Source organism: Haemophilus haemolyticus (genome assembly GCF_003493685.1).
GTDB classification, from domain to species: Bacteria; Pseudomonadota; Gammaproteobacteria; order Enterobacterales; family Pasteurellaceae; genus Haemophilus; species Haemophilus haemolyticus_O.
On record NZ_QQJW01000005.1, the window covers coordinates 115238 to 134976 of the forward strand.

The 19739-nt window shown below is 43.7% G+C and carries 8 protein-coding genes; 7 read left to right on the forward strand and 1 reads right to left on the reverse strand.

The features are described from left to right. Positions 1 to 11: 11 nt before the first annotated feature. The 3 genes from apbC to DV434_RS05945 all read left to right on the forward strand — a co-directional run bounded on the left by apbC (position 12) and on the right by DV434_RS05945 (position 2561). The gene (apbC, locus tag DV434_RS05935; RefSeq protein ID WP_118784804.1) at positions 12 to 1124 is read left to right on the forward strand and encodes an iron-sulfur cluster carrier protein ApbC; all 1113 of its coding nucleotides are present in this window, start codon (positions 12 to 14) and stop codon (positions 1122 to 1124) included. 162 nt (positions 1125 to 1286) lie between these two features. Next, a complete protein-coding gene (locus DV434_RS05940; RefSeq protein ID WP_118784803.1) occupies positions 1287 to 1667 on the forward strand; it encodes a hypothetical protein in 381 nt (126 codons plus the stop codon). 147 nt (positions 1668 to 1814) lie between these two features. Further along, positions 1815 to 2561 carry an Abi family protein gene (locus DV434_RS05945; protein WP_118784802.1) on the forward strand — a complete coding sequence of 249 codons (747 nt, stop codon included), beginning with the start codon at positions 1815 to 1817 and terminating at the stop codon, positions 2559 to 2561. Positions 2562 to 2638: 77 nt separating this feature from the next. Here DV434_RS05945 and DV434_RS05950 read toward each other — a convergent pair whose 3' ends face one another. After that, positions 2639 to 3301 carry an NAD(P)H-dependent oxidoreductase gene (locus DV434_RS05950; RefSeq protein WP_118811544.1) on the reverse strand — a complete coding sequence of 221 codons (663 nt, stop codon included), beginning with the start codon at positions 3299 to 3301 and terminating at the stop codon, positions 2639 to 2641. A 113-nt stretch (positions 3302 to 3414) separates the two neighbouring features. On the opposite strand from DV434_RS05950, the gene siaB reads away from it, so the two are divergent. From siaB to hyfB, 4 genes are all read left to right on the forward strand, one after another. Further along, positions 3415 to 4089: a 5-acetyl neuraminic acid cytidyl-transferase gene (gene siaB, locus DV434_RS05955; RefSeq protein WP_118784800.1), complete on the forward strand. Its 675-nt coding sequence runs from the start codon at positions 3415 to 3417 to the stop codon at positions 4087 to 4089. Positions 4090 to 4383: 294 nt separating this feature from the next. Continuing rightward, positions 4384 to 16611, forward strand: a complete 12228-nt coding sequence (locus DV434_RS05960) for a YadA-like family protein (RefSeq protein ID WP_118784799.1) — start codon at positions 4384 to 4386, stop codon at positions 16609 to 16611. A gap of 459 nt (positions 16612 to 17070) precedes the next feature. Next, positions 17071 to 17670 (forward strand): 4Fe-4S dicluster domain-containing protein, encoded by a 600-nt coding sequence (locus tag DV434_RS05965; protein WP_032803273.1) that lies wholly within the window; start codon positions 17071 to 17073, stop codon positions 17668 to 17670. A 42-nt stretch (positions 17671 to 17712) separates the two neighbouring features. Continuing rightward, positions 17713 to 19734, forward strand: coding sequence for a hydrogenase 4 subunit B (hyfB, locus tag DV434_RS05970; RefSeq protein ID WP_118784798.1), 2022 nt, complete (start codon positions 17713 to 17715; stop codon positions 19732 to 19734). The last annotated feature ends 5 nt before the right edge of the window (positions 19735 to 19739 follow it).

A 19739-nucleotide genomic window follows, 5' to 3' on the forward strand; every position in this document is an offset into this window, starting at 1 on the left:
AGGAAGTTATTATGGCAACCTACTTTTCTGATAATTTGACTGCCGAGCAGCAAAATCAAGTTCAGCAGATTATTCAACAATTTAAACATCCAACCCTGCAAAAGGATCTGATTGCGCTTAATACTTTGAAAAAAGTGGAAAAGGGCGGTGATACTTTACGTATAGAATTGAAATTACCTTTTGCGTGGAATTCTGGTGCAGAACAGTTAAAACAAGCGGTTTCAGATGCGTTGTTGAAAGCAACAGATTGCAAAGCAATTAAATGGGCGGTGACTTATCAAATCGCCACACTTAAACGTGCAAATAATCAACCTGCTGTAAAAGGTGTGAAAAATATTATTGCTGTGAGTTCTGGTAAAGGCGGTGTAGGGAAATCATCGGTTTCTGTTAATCTCGCTTTAGCATTACAAGCACAAGGCGCACGTGTTGGGATTTTAGATGCGGATATTTATGGCCCTTCTATTCCACATATGTTAGGCGCAGCGAATCAACGTCCAACTTCGCCAGATAATCAACACATCACCCCAATTAAAGCACATGGTTTATCTGCAAATTCCATTGGCTTTTTAATGAATGAAGATAGCGCAACAATTTGGCGCGGCCCGATGGCGAGCAGTGCATTAAGCCAATTATTGAATGAAACCCTATGGGATAGTTTAGATTATCTTGTCATCGATATGCCTCCGGGCACTGGCGATATTCAACTTACCTTATCACAACAAATCCCTGTGACTGGCGCAGTGGTAGTGACAACTCCGCAAGATATTGCTTTGCTTGATGCGGTGAAAGGTATTTCAATGTTTGAGCGTGTATCCGTGCCGGTATTGGGTATTGTGGAAAATATGTCAATGCATATTTGTAGTGAGTGCGGTCACCACGAAGCGATTTTTGGTACAGGCGGTGCAGAGAAAGTGGCTGAAAAATACAATGTAAAAGTATTAGCTCAACTTCCTTTACACATTCGTATTCGTGAAGATTTAGATGCAGGCAACCCAACTGTTGTGCGAGTGCCTGAAAATGAAATTTCACAAGCATTCCTACAACTTGCTGAAAAAGTCTCTACAGAACTTTACTGGCAAGGTTCCGTAATCCCAAGTGAGATTTTATTTAAAGAAGTGAAATAAAAGGAAAACTCACACTGCAAATAAACTCTTTAAGGGATTAAGGTAAGTTGTATTTCATACTGAAGTTATATCAGCTTGCGAATTTATTTGCATACAATCAACTTATTTTGCATAAACCTTTAAATGTGCTGTATAAGTCACAGATTATGAAGGAATAAATTAATGAGTACAAAATTTGAAGATGTAAAACAAGCGATAGTTGAGGCTCAACTGGCTTCAATACCGCGTAATGAAATCATTAATGAAATAACCAGTGGAATGGCAAATTTTCTGTCGGCAGATGATATTATTAAATGCTTGGATATTACGCCTGATGAATTTCAGAATTTAGTTAATCTTCCTAATCATTATCTGAAGACTACTGGGAGTCCTCTTGTGGCAACGCTTTACCATAAAAACAGATTTTTTGATTCAAGCCTTGAATTAGTAAATGAATCGTTAGAAAGTAAAGCTACATTTCCTAAACCTGATTTTTACTTATTAGGCAAAGCTCGCTGGAAAAAAGAAACATTTAATCAATGGATTGAAGAACAGTGTCAGTAAAATAAAAGGCAAGCCTAAACGCTTGCCTTTCTGAACTGTAAATCAGTTCTCACACTTTACAAAGCACCCCAGCTCACAAGTCTGGGACTTCGGGTCCATGCCAGTAGTGGGATTATTGCATTAAATAAGAAATGAGTAAAGAAAAAAATGCTTTCCAGACAAATTACAAGTATTTCAGCAAGTCGATTAGATGCCTATCTTCTCTGTTTTTATCAACATAATCAAAATAAACAGGAAGAGGCTATTGCAGTTTACACTGCATTGCAGCATAGAATAGGGATTTATTTTTCGCTTATTCAAGAGATTGAAGTTGCATTACGTAATGAAATGAGCGAATTAATGAGAAAAAGTGCACCGAGTAATGATCTATATAAATTCTTTCATTACTTGGCTAATAATCAGAATGCGCCGCTTACAACAGAATCTAAAAAGCAGATTCAAAAATCAATTAAGGATTGCAAACATAAGAAAAATTATGATGAAAATGATATTATCTCTCGGATTAGCTTCGGCTTTTGGGTAAATTTACTTGATTACGATAAACAAAGAAACCCACACGTATATTATTGGCAGGGTGTTTTTAATAATATATTTGATAAGCGATTTAGCACTTTTAAGGAACTGTATAACTCATTAAAACAAATTATGCGTTTTAGAAATAGGCTTTATCATCAAGAAATTGTATGGAACAAAAAGATAGCTAAGAAACCCGAGCAAGCGCTTCATAATTTAAAAAAGACCTATGATCAATTTGAATCAGTATTACAAAAAATTGCGCCTGAGCGTTATACGTTTCGCTTGCTTTCACAAGCACTAACATGGCAATACAAACTATTTTTTGAACCACAACTTTTTGAAGCAGAAATAGCCGTATTACCACAACATATTTTATAAATAAAAAATCCCAAGAAATCCCTTGGGGTTTCCCATTGTGGATCAATTAAATCTACAAGTTAAATCAAAGCGAGTATTTACCCCACCCATCTCACCACTTCATCCAACCCTTTACGGGATTTTTTCGCAATATCGCGTGAGCGGTAGCCGAAGGTTGCGGCAACAGAAACGGCATATTCTTGAGGATCGAATAATCCTTCTTCGGCGAGGCATTCATTCATTTTATCGTAATGAAAACCTTCGATTGGGCAAGAATCGATGCCAAGGGCGGCAGCGCCAGTAAGCATATTGGCAAGGGCGATATAAGTTTGTTTACTGCACCAATCAAATAAAGTGCGGTCGCTTTCCAGCAATTTCATATCTTCTTTTTGCAAGGCTTTGTATTTGGCGAGGGCGGCTTGTTGTTGCTCGGCATTCAAGCCTTTGCGCGTCATCACATCCACAAAAAATGGGCTGTCATAACGGGCATTTTTCTTCGCTAAAATCACCACAAGGTGACTGCAATGATCAAGCTGATTCATCATTCCCCAGCTAAAAGGTTTCATTTTTTCGCGCAGGGTTTTATTTTGAATCACTAAAAATTTCCAAGGCTCGGAGCCTACAGAACTCGGCGATAATCGACCGCACTCTAAAATACATTCAAAATCTTCATCACTGATTTTTTTTGCGGGGTCGTAATAACGTGTTGAGCTGCGTTGATGAAAGAGTTCAAGAACTTGTTCACGAGTAAGTTGAGTCATTTTATTTCCTCTTTTTTAAACAAAAATGTGGTGCCATATTAAAGATTAGTTTTTGCTAAAACAAGGGAAAGATTCTAGAATAGTCAGCACTTTTATCACAGAGGGTGCAAATAATGACAAGAATTGCAATTATTCCTGCGAGAGCGGGTTCTAAAGGAATTAAAGACAAAAATTTACAGCTTGTGGGGGGCGTTTCTTTGGTGGGGCGTGCGATTTTGGCAGCGCAAGAATCGGGCATGTTTGATCAAATTGTGGTGACATCAGACGGTGAAAAAATTTTAAAAGAAGCCACAAAATACGGCGCAAAAGCAGTGGCACGCCCTGAAAGTTTGGCGCAAAGTGATACACGCACCATTGATGCGATTTTGCATTGCTTAGAAACACTGAATATTTCACAAGGCACCGCCGCACTTTTGCAACCAACCAGCCCATTGCGTAATGCTTTAGATATTCGTAATGCGATGGAAATTTTCCTTGGCGGCAAATATAAATCCGTGGTTTCCGCTTGCGAATGTGAGCATCATCCTTATAAATCCTTCACTTTAGAAGGCACCGAAGTTCAGCCTATTCACGAATTAACGGATTTTGAAGCCCCTCGCCAAAAATTACCGAAATCTTATCGTGCAAACGGCGCAATTTATATTAATGACATCGCAAGTCTCTTTGAAGAAAAACGCTTTTTTATTGCCCCAATGCGTTTTTATTTAATGCCAACTTATCGTTCTATTGATATTGATTCCACACTTGATTTGCAATTAGCAGAAAGTTTAATTTCAAAAGAATTCTAAAAAAAATTGGCCGCACTTTGCGGCCTTTGTTTTTTGATAAGCATATTTGCTTTTCCCCAATAAAAACGCACCTAAAAATCACCGCACTTTTGCTTACTTCTTGCGCAAAAAAAAGCAAACGTTTGCTTTGTATTTTTATGATAGTTTTAAATGTAAATTATTGTAAAGATTGTAGAATTAGTTTGAGTTTAAAGAGGAATTTAATATAATTTTAAAAATTTATTTATCAACTCATTTAGCATATTTATACAGAGGCATTTTTTATATTGCCTAGTCATAGCAGGAGAAAAACTTATGAATAAGATTTTCCGTATTGTATGGAGCCAAGCAACCCAATCTTGGGTGGCGGTATCCGAATTAACCAAAGCACACAAAAAACAAAGCTCATCAAATGCACAAAAAAGTGCGGTCAAATTTTCAGGCAATTTTATTAAATCTTCAGCCATCGCCTTGACGTTATTAAGCGGCCATTCGGCTTATGCGGTTGAGACCGCAGCAAGTGGGTTGATTCAGATTAATTCAAAGGGGATGGCTATTGCTGCAAGTGGTAGCGAATCTATTGCTATTGGTAAAGATTCTAAGGCAGCAGGAAATGATGGTATTGCTGTTGGTAGGGAAGCTGAAACAACTTCAAATGACGCTATGGCATTAGGTCATAAAGCAAAAGCAGAAAATACAAATGCTGTAGCTATCGGTAATGGATCGAAAGCGCAAGGTAATAATAGTCTTGCTTTAGGTTCTAACACAAAAGCAACTGGTGCTACATCTGTAGCATTGGGTGCCGGATCGAATGCGACAGGTAACGATAGTTATGCCATAGGATATGGAAGCGATGCAAGTGCGAATTACTCTATTTCTATAGGGAATAGTTCTGCTGCAAGCAAAGAAGGTAATATTGCTTTAGGTTATAACGCGAAAGCAATGGGAAACAATGGTGCATTAGCAATAGGTAGAGACTCAAAAGCTGGCGGAAATTACGGTATAGCCTTAGGTAGAGAAGCTGAAACATCAACAACTTTCAATAATGCTATGGCATTAGGTTGGAAATCTAAAGCGCTTGGTGCTACATCTGTAGCATTGGGAGCTGGATCGAAAGCACAAGGTCACGATAGTTATGCCATAGGATATGGAAGCGATGCAGGTGCTGAAAAGGCAATGGCTTTTGGTAACTCTAGTAAAGCAAAAAAAATTAAGGATATTGCTTTCGGTGCTGACGCTGAAACTCGAGATCAAGGTAGTAATGGTTATAGTATAGCTATTGGAGCTGGAGCGGTTTCTGGAACTGACAAAGCTGGTCTTAGCCGTAACGGGAACGATGCAGGCGGTGTAGCTATTGGTACTGGTGCTTATACAGGAGTTAATAAAGATGATGGGCGTTCTGTAAATTCTTCTGTTGCTATAGGAGCCGGGGCTGGAGCAGGATTTAGAAAGTTAAATACTAAGAACAATAATATGCCTGTTGATAATGGTACAGATGTTGACTCTAATGAAAATGTGCTGAAAAAAGCGTTTGGTGTTAAAAATGTTGCGGATTATCGAGAAATAGCAGGTGGTGCTAACGGATACACAAATATAGATATTAATGAAGCCACAGCCTTAGGTCGTAATACCCGTGCTATTGGTGACCAATCGGTAGCCATTGGTGCGCAATCTGTAGCAGGTCAAGGGTCTATCGTTATCGGTGGTAATGATATTCGAGCCTATGACCAAAAGAAATATTTTAAAGCCTTGAATCCTGATAGCAAAGATGCCAAAGGCGTGAATGATTTTGACGCTGAGACAACGCCTGGCACAGGAAAAAATGGTAACCCGATTACGATTAGGGACAAATATAAAGAACTAGTAGGCACTGTATTAGATAACTCCTATCGTGCCAGCTATGGTCAAGATGGTTCAACCGTAATCGGTATGCAGGCCCACTCCACTACTCCATTGGGCGTGGCGATTGGTACGAACTCCATCGTCAGAAAAGGTGCTTTTGGTGCCACAGCTATTGGTTCCGGCGCATCCGTATTGGCGAATGCTGAGGCTGCGGTAGCCATTGGTATGGGTTCGGAAGCGCAAGGTAATTATGCGGTGGCTGCAGGTACGGGGGCGAATGCCAAAGAATCAGCCGTAGCCGCAGGTTATCAGGCAAATGCTGATAAATCTGCTGTGGCTGTTGGTGATAGTTCTAAGGCGGCAACCTCTTCTGTTGCAGTCGGTCAAGGTGCAGTATCGGAACAAGTGTCCGACATTGCCATCGGTCAAGGGGCGAAGGCTAAAGGTGAACAGGGTGCGATTGCCATGGGTTTAGGCACCATTGCACAAGGGCACTCATCTATTATGATTGGCGGGTCGGATATTAGCACGGCTGCGGATCAAGTTGTAAGCTATAGCAGAGAAAAAATGAACAAGGATGGCACACCTGAACTATACGATGACACAATTACGGAAGTAATCAATGGTAAGACCGTTACTCGTACTGTCAAATTAGTGCGAACCGAAACGGTGACGGGGGAAAAGCTTTCTGATGCGTACCGCGAAATCACTGGCTATCACCTGAATACCCTCCCCTTAGATTACAGCAGCTCAGACAACAAAAATGGTCATGCCTCTATCTCGATGGGGATCCACTCTCTTTCTAAAGGGGATATGGGCGTAGCGATTGGTACGGGTGCACGAGCAGATGCACTTGGTTCAATGGCATTGGGTACGGGGGCGCACGCCAGCATGCAAAATTCGGTGGCGATTGGTACGGGTGCTGTGGCTGATGAGGTGAGCAAAGGTACACGTCAAACAGATATTTCTTACGATGAAGATGGCAACGTGGTTGAAACTGGTTCAGCGAAGGCAAAATACACCTTCAGATGGGCGGGTGGTATTAACACGTCTGAAGGGGATGTGGTTTCCTTTGGTACACCGGGTGCAGAACGCCAGTTGAAAAACGTGGCGGCAGGTCGTGTGGCGGAAGATTCCACCGATGCGGTCAATGGTTCGCAGTTAAATGCGATCTCCCGTTCACTTTCTCAAACCATTGCTAACGGTTGGCAAGTGGGCGGCAATAATAAATTCCGCTTGTCTAACATTGGTACCAATGGCCGTGTGAACTTCCTAGATGGCTTGGGTACAGCGGTTAATATTGCTGAAATTAATTCAGCAGAAGACACAAAGGGCAATAAGCTGGTCAAAATTGGGAGTGATTTCTATAAAGCAAGCGATTTTACCGATGGTAAGTTGAACGCTGATGCACAAAAAGTGGCTGCAGAGGAGGTTAAAAAACAACCAGCAGGTGCAAATGTTACATTTGATGTAAAAGAAGTGAACAACACCTTGTCGGTTAGCTCTGCGGGTTTGAAAGTCACCACGGGGAAAGTGACAGCAAATTCTGATGGTACGATGAATACGCCAAACGGCACCACAGAAGCAGTCAATGAAGCGGTTACAACAGCGATGAATTCTGCTGAAACGAATTTGATTGCTAGCCAAAATGTATGGCGTGAGAAAAACGATGCGTATCAACGCGCAGAATTAGCATATATAGAAACGGATACTGCCTTAACCAAAGGACAAGAGGCAGTTACAGCAGTGCAAGCCGATATTGTAAGAACAACGCAAGAGTTAACGACAGCACGAAACATATTAGCAACAGACCAAACCGCACTTACAAAAGCACAGAATGATGTAAATGGAGACCCAACTAACACTACAAAACAAAGTGTACTGAATAAAGCCAAAGAGAAGGTAGAGAGCTCTCAGTTTGTTGTGGATCAACGCGAACGAACATTGGAGCAGCTAAAGGTAACATTGGCAGATCGTCAACGCGAGAAGTCTAAGTTAGAACAAGCAAAAACTAATGCTGAGGCAGCACGCAATACGGCAAAAGGTGTTTATGAAGTCGCAAATAAAGATTTAACGGACAAAAAAGAGGCCTTTGAGACTGCGAAGACAGCATTCACTAACGCCGGAGCAAACCAAATTGCCACCGTACAAAACGTGGCGGATTCTATCAACGCAAGCGGTTGGACATTACAACAAGGTACAACCAACAAAGATCTCGTTCAACCGGGTGATAAAGTCGCATTTGTGGATGGTAATGGTACGACTGTAACGGTGACAACGGATGCAGAGGGAAAACGTAGCGAAATCAAGTTTGATGTTGATAAAGCCGATTTGACGACAACTGCTGGCAAGGTGGTTGCACCGGATGTTAAGGCATTAAAAGAGGCAGTAACAGAAGCGGAGAGAGAGGCGACTGCTAACCCAACAGATATAGCGAAACAAAAAGCATTAGCGGATGCGAGAGCGGCGTTAGCGAAGGAAGAGAACAAGGTTGTTACGGCTCAAAACGTAGCGGAAGCGATTAATGATGCCTATTGGATTGCAGCTGCTTCAGGCAATGGCAAAAATGGTACGGAAGACAATGTAAAAGCTGGCACCAAAGTTACTTTTGATGCGGGCAAAAACATTGAAATCGACCACAGCACAGCGAATAAATTTACCTTTAAAACAGTAGATAATCCTGTGTTTACAACCGTTCAAATCGGTGGCGACCAAGGTCCGAAAATCACCAACGATAGTGATAACTTAAAAGTCACTAAAGCGGATGGCACAAGCCCGACCAAAATCACCAACGTAGCTAACGGTAGCGATGACAACGATGCTGTAAACGTAAGCCAATTAAAAGCAAGCGGTTGGAAAGTTGCAGGAAATAACAAAACTGAAGTTGACACCATCAATCCAAGCGAGCAAGTGAATTTCTTGAATGGTAGTGGCACAACGGTATCTGTGACTAAAGATACTGACAAGGCAGGCAAAGAAACTGGCAACGTAAACGTCAAATACGACGTGAACGTTGGCAGTGGTTTACAGAAAGATACGGCAAACAATACTATTTCTGTAAAACCAGCGGATAGCACAATTACCGTTGGTACAGATGGCGTGAAAGTAAACACGGGTGATATTGCAACGGAATCAACGGGTAAGGCAACAACTGCACTAGATAAAGCGATTGCAGAGGCGACCAAGGAATTGGCTGAAGCGACCAAGGCTGGGGATACTGCTGCACAGCAAAAAGCACAAGCGAAACTTGATGCTGCAAATCAAGCAAAAACTGATGCGGGCAAACAGATTGCGACGGTAGAAAATGTCACTGAAGCCATCAACAAGGCGGGTTGGAATGCCATTGCTGCTAAAACTGGAAATGGAGAGGTGTCAGGCGAAGCAACGCAACTTGTGAAACCGGGCGAAACCGTTACATTTGAAGCAGATAAAAACATCAAGATTGCTCAAGATGGAAGTAAATTCACATTCTCGACAAAAGATAATGTTGAATTTAAATCTGTCAAAGTCGGCGAAGAAAAAGACGGCAAAAAACCAGTTAACTTGACGACAGATAAAGCAACCGATGTATCTAATAACGATCCGGCAAACAAACCGACAACAGCATTGAACGTGTCTTCAGACGGCAAACCAACCCAGATTACGGGTGTGGGTTCTACTCTGAACGTTAAACCAGTGGATACCAATCCGAATGGTACGGCGACAACGGGTAATGCACGTCCTAACCTGATTGATTTGGTAGGCACAGACGCTAAAGCAGTGAATAAAAACGCTGCGGCGACGGTAGGTGACTTACAAAATATGGGCTGGGTGGTTTCATCTGATAAAGCAACGGGTACAACAGGCGAATACAAAGATGTAGTGAAAAACGCGGACGAAGTGAAATTCGTCGGCAAAAACGCCGCCAAAGTATCGGGTAAAACCGAGAACGGCGTGCGCACCATTACCGTTGATGTGGAAGTGCCCGATGTTAAAACTGCCAAGCTGGTTTCTAGCACCGACGGTTCTGTGATTGCGCCCTCAACCGATTCCAAACTTCAAGACGCATTAAAAACTGCAAAAGACGAGTTGGCCGCATTGCCTAAAGATGCGACAGATAAACAGAAGAAAGAGGCTGAGAAAAAAGTCGAAGATGCCGAAACGGCATTAAATAAGGTTTTGGATGATAAAGGCGTTGCTACGGCTAAAAACGTTGCGGATATGATTAACAATTCCGGCTTCACGCTGAAGACTTCCGCCACTGCCGATGGTAAGAAAGATGACAAATCGACAGGCAGCGAAGTCATCAACCCGGGTAAAACCGTTGAAATGGTTGCAGGTAAAAATCTGACTGTGAAACAGGATGCGGGCGGCAAAGTAACTTACAGCTTGAATCCGGAATTAATTAACCTGACCAGCGCAGAGTTTAAAGCCAACGGCAAACCGACGGTGAAAATCAGTTCAGACGGCATTACCATTACGCCCGCTGCGCCGACGACCGGCGGTGAGCAAAAACCGAATGTTAGTCTGACCGAAAACGGCTTAAACAACGGCGGCAATGCGATTTCTAATGTAGCCGGCAACCTTGACGGCGCGAAAACCGGTACGACCGCGCCGACAACTTCAGCAATAAAACCGACCGCACTTGCCGAAACCAATGCGGCAACCGTAGGCGACGTGTTGAACAGCGGCTGGAACATCCAAGAAAAAGGTACGGCAAAAGACTTTGTCAAAGCCTACGACACCGTAAACTTCGCACAAGGCGACGGCACGGACGTGTCTGTCAGCGTGTCTGACGACAAGCAGACCTCGACCGTGAAATACAGCGTCAAAGCTGCCGACAAATCTTTGGAAGTTGGCGCAAACGGCGTGAAGGTCAAGACTTCAGACGGCATCGAGACCACGACGGACGGCATTGCCGTGAAAGCCGCCGATAAAACGCTTACGGTCGGCACAGACGGCGTAAAAGTCAATACAGGCGCGATTGCCGCAGCAAATGGCGGCGAAGACCAAACCGCCAATCGCGGTAAGGTAACCGTTACCGCCCAAACCAAGGCGGACGGCAAGCAGGAGACGAAGGCAGAGGCGGAAACCCGCGCGGCTTCCGAGATTGCCACAGTGAAAAACGTTGCGGATGCAATCAACAGCGCGGCGTGGATTGCCAAAGTGGAAAACACGGACGATAGTGTGGACACGCCGACCGAAAACGATAAAGGCACGGCAGTCAAGGCGGGCGACACGTTGAATCTGAAAGCGGGCAAAAACCTGCGTGTCAAACGCGACGGCGGCAACATTACCTTTGCCTTGGCGAAGGACATTACAGTTGAAACCGCCAATGTGGAAAACACGCTGAGCATCGGCAAAGATAGGGCGAAAGTCAATATCGCAAGCGGTGCAAACGGTCTGACCCTCACCGGTACGGAAACCGCCACCGATGGCTCGATAAACAACAAAGCACCGGTCTATCTGAACGGTATCAAGCCGACCCTGACCGACACCTTGGCGGGCGGCACAACCGCGAACATTACCGCCAACATTGATGCCACCGCCTATCACCGCGCCGCCAGCGTTCAAGATGTGTTAAATGCCGGCTGGAACATCCGGGGCGCGAAACAGGCGGGCGGCGAGGTCGAAAACGTCGATTTCGTCCGCACCTACGACACCGTGGACTTTGTCAGCGGCAATAAGGCGACGACGGATGTTACTGTTGCCGCAGAAGACGGCGGCAAACGCGCAGTCGTTACCATTACCGCCAAAAACGACGCCGGCAGCATCACGACGGCGGGCGGCAAGGTTGTCGTCGGCACAAACGGAAAGGCAGACACCGACCCTAAAGCAGGGAACAAAGTGGCAAAAACCGGCGATGTGGCAAACGCCATCAATCAGTCGGGATGGAAAACCAATGCGACCAAAATCGATGGCGCGGCGGTAACCGACACAAACAAAACCCAATTAATCAACCCGGGCGATGCCGTCAATTACGAAAACGGCAACGGCACGGTTGCCAATGTGGAAGTTACGCAAGGCAAGGACGGCAACCCCGATACCGTCAGCGTGAAATACGATGTCAAAGCCGACGGCACGACCATCAAAGTGGACGGCGACGGCAAAGTTACAGCCGTAACGGGCGTAACGGAGGATGCAGGCGGCAAGAACAAAGGGCGGCTTAAAGCCAAAGACGGCGACGGAAGCAAGCTCGCCACGGTGGAAAGCGTCGCCAATGCCGTCAACAGCGCGAAATGGTATGCGAAGGCGAACAACAACGGTGATGCCGTAAGCGATAACGACAAAACCACGAACGATGCCGGCGAAAGCATGGCAGCGGGCGACGAGCTGACGCTGACGGCAGGCAAAAACCTGCGTGTCAAACGCGAAGGCGGCAAATTTACCTTTGCCACTGTGGAAACCCCCGAGTTTGAAGGCTTGAAACTGGTTCAAGGCGGCAACACCGTCAATATCGCGCCGACCGCAAACGGTTTGACCTTCAGCCGTCCTGCCGCAACGGCAGGCGGGAAGGAACAGCCGGTTACCCTTAGCGGCATAAGCAGCGGTTTGGACAAATTCGACGCTGCCAATCCGAAAACCGAGGGGTTGTTGAACCTCAATAAAACCGAAACCGGCAAGACCGAACCGACAGTCAGTGACAATACCGCCGCCACCGTGGGCGACTTGCGCGGTATGGGCTGGGTGCTTTCTGCCGATAAGGAAACAGACAATCCCGCCAAGACTTACAACGCGCAGGTAAAAAATGCCGAAGAAGTGAAATTTGTCGGCAAAAACGCCGCCAAAGTATCGGGTAAAACCGAGAACGGCGTACGCACCATTACGGTAGACGTGGATCACCAGCTTGCGACGAACAATTCGGTCAAACCGGTGGAATATACCAAGAAAGACGGAACAAAAGTCTATCCGAAAACTGTAACCAAAAATGACGGCACGACGGAAACCAAGTTTTATCCGAATGCCGACGGTACGGGAGAAGAAGTGCCGGCGGGCGACGTAATCGTTTCGGTCAACGGCGCAAAAGGCACGACATCTCCGACCACCCTGTCGAATGTTAAATCAAACCTTCCCGAAACCCGCAACACGGCGGATGCCGGCAAACCGGCAAGCAAATCGCAATCCGCCCCGATAATCGGCACGGCGGACGGCAATGTGAATGCGAACAACGCCGCTACCGTGGGCGACGTGTTAAACAGCGGCTGGAACTTGAAGGGCAACGGAAGTGAGGTTGATTTTGTCAGGGCGTATGACACCATAAACTTTGTAAACGGCAAAGGTACGACGGTCAGCATTGAAACCGACGGAGCGGAAAGCCGAGTGAAGGTGGATGTGGATACGGGTGTAATCACTGCGGAAACCAAAGACGGTAAAGCTACGGGTAAAGTTGCAGGTCCGGTTGCTAATGCTGCGGATTTATCGAAAGCAATCAAAGATGCTCAAGATGAATTGGCGAAAGCAGGAGATGAACAGACTAAGAAAGCGGCTCAAACTAAACTTGATACGGCAAATAAAGCGGCAGATGAGGCAGGTTTGAACAAAGTGGCAACCGCTCAAAATGTTGCGGATATGATTAACAACTCCGGCTTTACGCTGAAGACTTCCGCCACTGCTGCCGCCGACAATCTGACTGCCGACAATACCCTGAAGAACGACGGGGAAGTCATCAACCCGGGTAAAACCGTTGAAATGGTTGCGGGTAAAAATCTGACCGTGAAACAGGATGCGGGCGGCAAAGTCACTTATGCGACCAAAGACGACGTTGAGTTTGCAACTGTGAAAATCGGTAAAGATGAAGACGGCAAAAAACCGGTCAGCCTAACGACGGAAGCAGCTAAAGAAGCATCCAATAACGATGCGGCAAACAAACCGGCAACGGCACTGAAAATCTCTTCAGACGGCAAACCGGCCCAACTTGTCGGCGTGGCATCGGTGTTGAATACAAGCGAAGTAAGCACCAAACCGAACGGTGATAAAAAGTCGGACGGTAATCCGGTAGAGTCGAAAACGGAAAAACTGATCGACTTGGCAGGTACAAAAGCTGCACCGGTGAACAAGAACGCCGCCGCAACCGTAGGCGATTTGCAAAATATGGGCTGGGTGGTATCGACCAAAGACGGCAACGGCTACACCGATGTCGTGAAGAATGCCGGCAAGGTCGACTTCAAAGGCGGCAAAGGTATTGAAGTAACTGGAAAAACTTTAACTGACGGCACTCGTGAAATTACAGTAGGCTTAAAAGAGGGGAAAGTTACTAATAATGTAACAATTACTAAAGCTGATGGTACAAAAACAGAGGCTGTTCGTGGTGAAGATGGTAAAATCTATGCGAAAGACCCTGTTACAGGTAAAGCGACAACTACAGAAATTCCAGTGGCTAATGGCGACAAAGTAACGAACGATGGTAACTCCTTCGTAACTGGTAACACTGTGGCGACTGCTATTGAAAAATCTGGTTGGAATATCGGTATCGGTTCTACTACCAAAGAATTTAGTTCGGACGAAAAGGTATATGAAAAAGTTAACCCTAATGACAACGTAAAATATGTGAATGGGAAGGGCACAACAGTATCTATGGCGGTAGATTCAGCTAAAGACGAAGATGGTAAGAACGTAACAACCACTTACGTCAAGTTTGATGTAAATACAAAGTCGATAGGATCTTCTGAAAATGGTTTAGTAACTTCATCAGATACTTCAGCATTAAATAAAGCTTATAAAAATTTAGATAATGCTGATAAAGCGTTAGATTTCGCTACTAAGGCGCTGAATTTAGCTAAAGATAATGTTATTAAAACTGATGTTGAATTATCGAATGCAAATACTAATTTGGGCAAAGCAAAAGCCGATGCGGAGAAAAATGATGAAGCATTAGCTAATGCTAATAAAGCGTTAGATAAAGCTAATTCTGACTTAACTGCAGCAGAAGCAGCAGCTAAAGCATCACCAAATGATGAAAAAGCTAAAAAAGCATTAGATGATGCTCAGAAAGCTCAGGAGTCTGCAGTTAAAGCGAAAGAGGCTGCACAAAAAGCAGCTGATTTAGCGAAGGCGAATGCGGAAGACGCTCAAAATAAAGTGAATGCAGCTCAAGAACTAGCGAAGAAAGCGAAGGAAAGTGCGGTTGAAAAACAGGGTGTATTTAATAACGCTAAAGACGCTGTGAAAACAGCTAATGATGCTCAAGACAAAGCTCAAAAAGCTGCAGAGGAAGCTGATAAGGCTTTAGATAATAAAGTTGCTACTGCGAAAGATGTAATTAATGCAATTAATAACTCTGGCTTTACTTTAAAAACATCAAGTGTTGATGGCGGAGAGAAAGTTTCTGGTGATAAGGAATTAATTAAACCAGGAAAATCAGTGGAAATGATAGCAGGCAAAAATATGTCGGTGAAACAAGAAGCTGATGGTAAAGTTACTTACGCAACTAAAGACGATGTTCAATTCAATAGCGTACAGTTTGGCGGTGATAAAGGACCTAAGATTTCATCTACTGCAGAGGGTAACATCAATGTAAGTGGTGCAGATGGTAAAACACCAACTAAGATTACTGGTGTTGCTGCGGGTGATATTTCACCAAACAGCACAGATGCAGTAAATGGGGCACAAGTCTATGCATTAAGCCGTGGTAATGTACCAAATGTGAAGAACATTACAGTTGATGGTAAAGAGTATAAGAATGTCATTGTTGATAAGAGCGGTACCCCAATCTTGAAGACCTATAATGTTCAAGGTCAAAAAGAGATTATTACTAACTCTGTTGTTGAAGCAATCTACAATATGAATGAGCAAGGTATTAAGTTCTTCCACTCTAATGACGGTGTTAAGCGTACTAAAGTGGAAACTGAGAATGACTTTGACTCAAGTGCATCAGGTAAATTTGCAACAGCGATTGGTTCTAAATCAAGTGCTGAAGGTACAAATGCTGTCGCAATTGGCTTTAATTCTGTTGTAACGGGTAATGATTCAATCAGTATTGGTACGGGTAACCGTGTAACTGGTAATAAATCTGGTGCATTTGGTGATCCAAGTATTATTAATGGTAACAGTAGTTACTCAGTGGGTAACAATAATACTGTTGCAACTGATGATACATTTGTATTAGGTAATGAAGTAAAACATACTGTTGGAAATTCAGTTATCTTAGGAACTAAATCAACTGCTCGTGGCGGTAATGGCTCTAAAACTGGTACTTTACATAACTTGAAACAAGATGGTAAGGATGGAACTAGTACAACAGCTGGTTCAACAGGTACTGTAAGCACCGCAACTGTAGGCTATATGACTTATGGCGGTTTCCAAGGAGCGAAAGCTGATGGCGTAGTATCTGTAGGTGCTGCAGGTAACGAACGTCGTATTCAAAACGTAGCAGCAGGTGAAATTTCATCAACCTCTACTGATGCGATTAACGGTAGTCAGTTATATGCTGTCGCTGCAGGTATTGGTCATAAGCTTGGTGGCTTGGATAACAAGATCAACAAAGTTGGCAAACGTGCAGATGCGGGTACTGCAAGTGCATTAGCAGCGGCGACTATTCCGCAGGCTTATACACCAGGTAAGAGCTTAGTGGGTATTGCAGCTGGTAACTATCAAGGGCAAAATGGTCTTGCAATAGGTATGTCTCGTATTTCTGATAACGGTAAGATCATCATCCGTTTATCCGGTACGGCAAATACCCAAGGTAAAACTGGGGTTGCAGCTGGCGTAGGTTACCAATGGTAATCAGCTGATAGCAAAAACATAATGAAAAAACACCGCAAAAGTGCGGTGTTTTTTTATGTCTTTTTTATTTATTCTCATTTAGAAAAGAGGATTTTATGATGAAAATTCACTTTAAAGTAGTCTCTAAAACTTGCTGGAAATCTACCGCACTTTTGTGCTAAATGAGAAAATGACAACAGGATTTTAACATTGCATTAGCAATTGCTTTTCAATAATTAGTTTAATAGTTTCAATTACTTACAATCTTAACAAATTGAATTGAGAGTCAATCTCAATACGAAATTTTCTCTTCGATAAAAACAAAAAAATTTATGATCTCAGTCAATAAAACAATCGTTTTACTCTAGTCGGGGTAACTCCGAAGGAGTATCCTTATTTCTAGAGTGGTTATTGTGATGTATTGGCGTAATGCCTTCCACCTACTTTCTGTTTCTATCTATACATACTTTGGGGGAAAATATGAACCGTTTTGTTATAGGTGATCCGAAAGATTGCATTGGATGCAATACCTGTATGGCTGCTTGCAGCGAAGTACACAAAGCTTTTGGATTACAATCCTTTCCGCGGTTACAAGTAATGCGTAACGACGATATTACTGTGCCGATCTTGTGTCGCCATTGTGATGATTCACCTTGTGCTACGGTATGCCCTGTGCATGCAATTAAGCACGAAAATGACACTATTCAATTAAACGAAGGTTTGTGTATTGGCTGTAAACTTTGCGCCATTGCTTGTCCATTTGGGGCGATTACTCAACACGGTAGCGCGCCATTAGACGCACCAAACCACTACGACAGTTTCTCTTTCACTGATGCGGTAAAACGTGATATTCGCACTGCACCGAATAATACCGATGTTCATAATATGCTTGCATGGGAACCAGGTGTAAAAGCTATCGCAGTGAAATGCGACCTTTGCTATTTCCGTGAAGAAGGTCCTGCTTGTATGCAAACTTGCCCAACCAAAACTTTATTCTTAATTAGTGATGAGAGTATCGAACAAGCAAATCGCAAAAAACGCGAAATGGCAATGATGGGTTCTCCTGTCGTGCCAAGATAAAAGTTTATTGTTTGTTTACTCGTTAATCAATGGAGTGAAATTATGAGTTCTTCAATCAGTTTGCTCATCACGTCCTTGTTGATTTATGTCGTTGGTGCGTTTATTTCTCTCGCTGTGCGAAAAAATGAACAACTTTCAATCAATATATCCGGCGTGACCGGTGTACTTGGTGGCTTGTTAGGCATTGTTGCCTGCATTCCCGTGCTTATCAGCAACGATACGGTCGTTGATGTGTTTTCAACCCCTTTCGACTTCGCCCAATTTTCAATCCGCATCGACGGATTAGCTGCGTTTATGGTGTGTGTAATTTCTTTAATGGTTATTATCACCGCACTTTATTCCTTTTCCTATGTGAAAGAATACATTGGAAAAGGCGCTGGCACGATGGGTTTCTTTATGAATTTGTTTATCGCCTCAATGGTTGCTTTGGTCACCAGCGATAACGCTTTCTACTTTTTAGTGTTCTTTGAAATGATGTCTTTGGCATCTTACTTCTTAGTACTGACCGAACAAGACGACAACGCAACCAATGCGGGCTTATTGTATTTCTTCATTGCTCACGCTGGTTCTGTGTTGATTATGATCGCTTTCTTTATTTTCTATTGCTACGCAGGCAGCTTTGAATTTGAAGCCTTCCGCCACACCGAGCTTTCAATGCCTTTAGCCTTTACGGTATTTATTTTGGCATTTCTTGGTTTCGGCGCAAAAGCAGGGATGATTCCATTGCATAGCTGGTTACCAAAAGCTCACCCAGCTGCGCCTTCTCATGCTTCTGCAATGATGTCTGGTGTGATGGTTAAAATCGGTATTTTCGGGATTATCAAAGTTGGTATTGATCTACTTGGCGCACACAATATGTGGTTTGGTGTGATTGTGCTTGCTTTTGGCGCAGTTTCTTCTGTGCTTGGCGTACTTTATGCTTTAGCTGAACATGACATCAAAAAACTTTTGGCGTATCACACCGTAGAAAACATCGGCATTATTATGATGGGTGTTGGTGTCGGTATGATCGGTATGGCTATTCATAATCCAGTGCTTGCTATTGTCGGTTTACTTGGCGGTTTATATCACTTACTTAACCATGCAGTATTCAAGGGCTTATTGTTCTTGGGTGCTGGTTCTGTGATGTACCGTTTACATTCAAAAGATATGGATTTAATGGGCGGACTTGGCAAATTAATGCCATTTACTGCTTTCTGTTTCTTGATTGGTACCATGGCAATTTCTGCATTACCACCGTTTAACGGTTTTGTGAGTGAATGGTTTACTTATCAATCTTTATTCAGCCTAAGCCAACACAATGATGTGGTATTGCGTATCGCTGGCCCTGTTGCAATCATTATGCTTGCCTTAACAGGTGCACTTGCCGCACTTTGTTTCGTGAAAGTGTATGGTATTAGCTTTGGTGGTGCACCACGCAGCGAAAAAGCAGCACATGCACGCGAAGTGCCAAAACCAATGGTGATTGCAATGGCAATCTTGGCATTATTCTGTGTACTTTTAGGCGTGGGTGCTTCTGTGGTAACTCCAATTATTGCCAATATTGCAACCGCACTTTCTCATAATGAAATGCTTAATTTAGCAGAAAATGGCGTAGTGGTAGCAAGCAATACACCGAATACTGTGCTTTCTACACCAATGGTGAGTATTATGTTGATTGCATTCTTTGTGTTGCCGTTTATATATTACGCTTACACTAAAGGCAATCGTATGGCAGATCGTGCAAAAGGCAATCCTTGGGCTTGTGGTTATGCTTACGAAATGGATATGGCAGCATCTGCGGGTAGTTTTACTCGTCCGCTCCGTATTATCTTCAAACCACTTTATACCTTGCGTCAAGTGCTCGATCCTGCGCCTGCTGGTGCAAAAGGTATCAATGCATTAATTTCAGGTGCGACCAAAACAGAACCATTCTGGGAAGAAAAAGTAACAATGCCGATTGCGCATTTTATCCCGTGGTTAGGTCGTAAAATTCAATGGCTACAACAAGGCGACTTCCGCGTTTATTGCGTGTACTTCGTGATTGCCTTGGTTGTGTTATTACTTTCCATTGCGTTGATGTAGGAGGA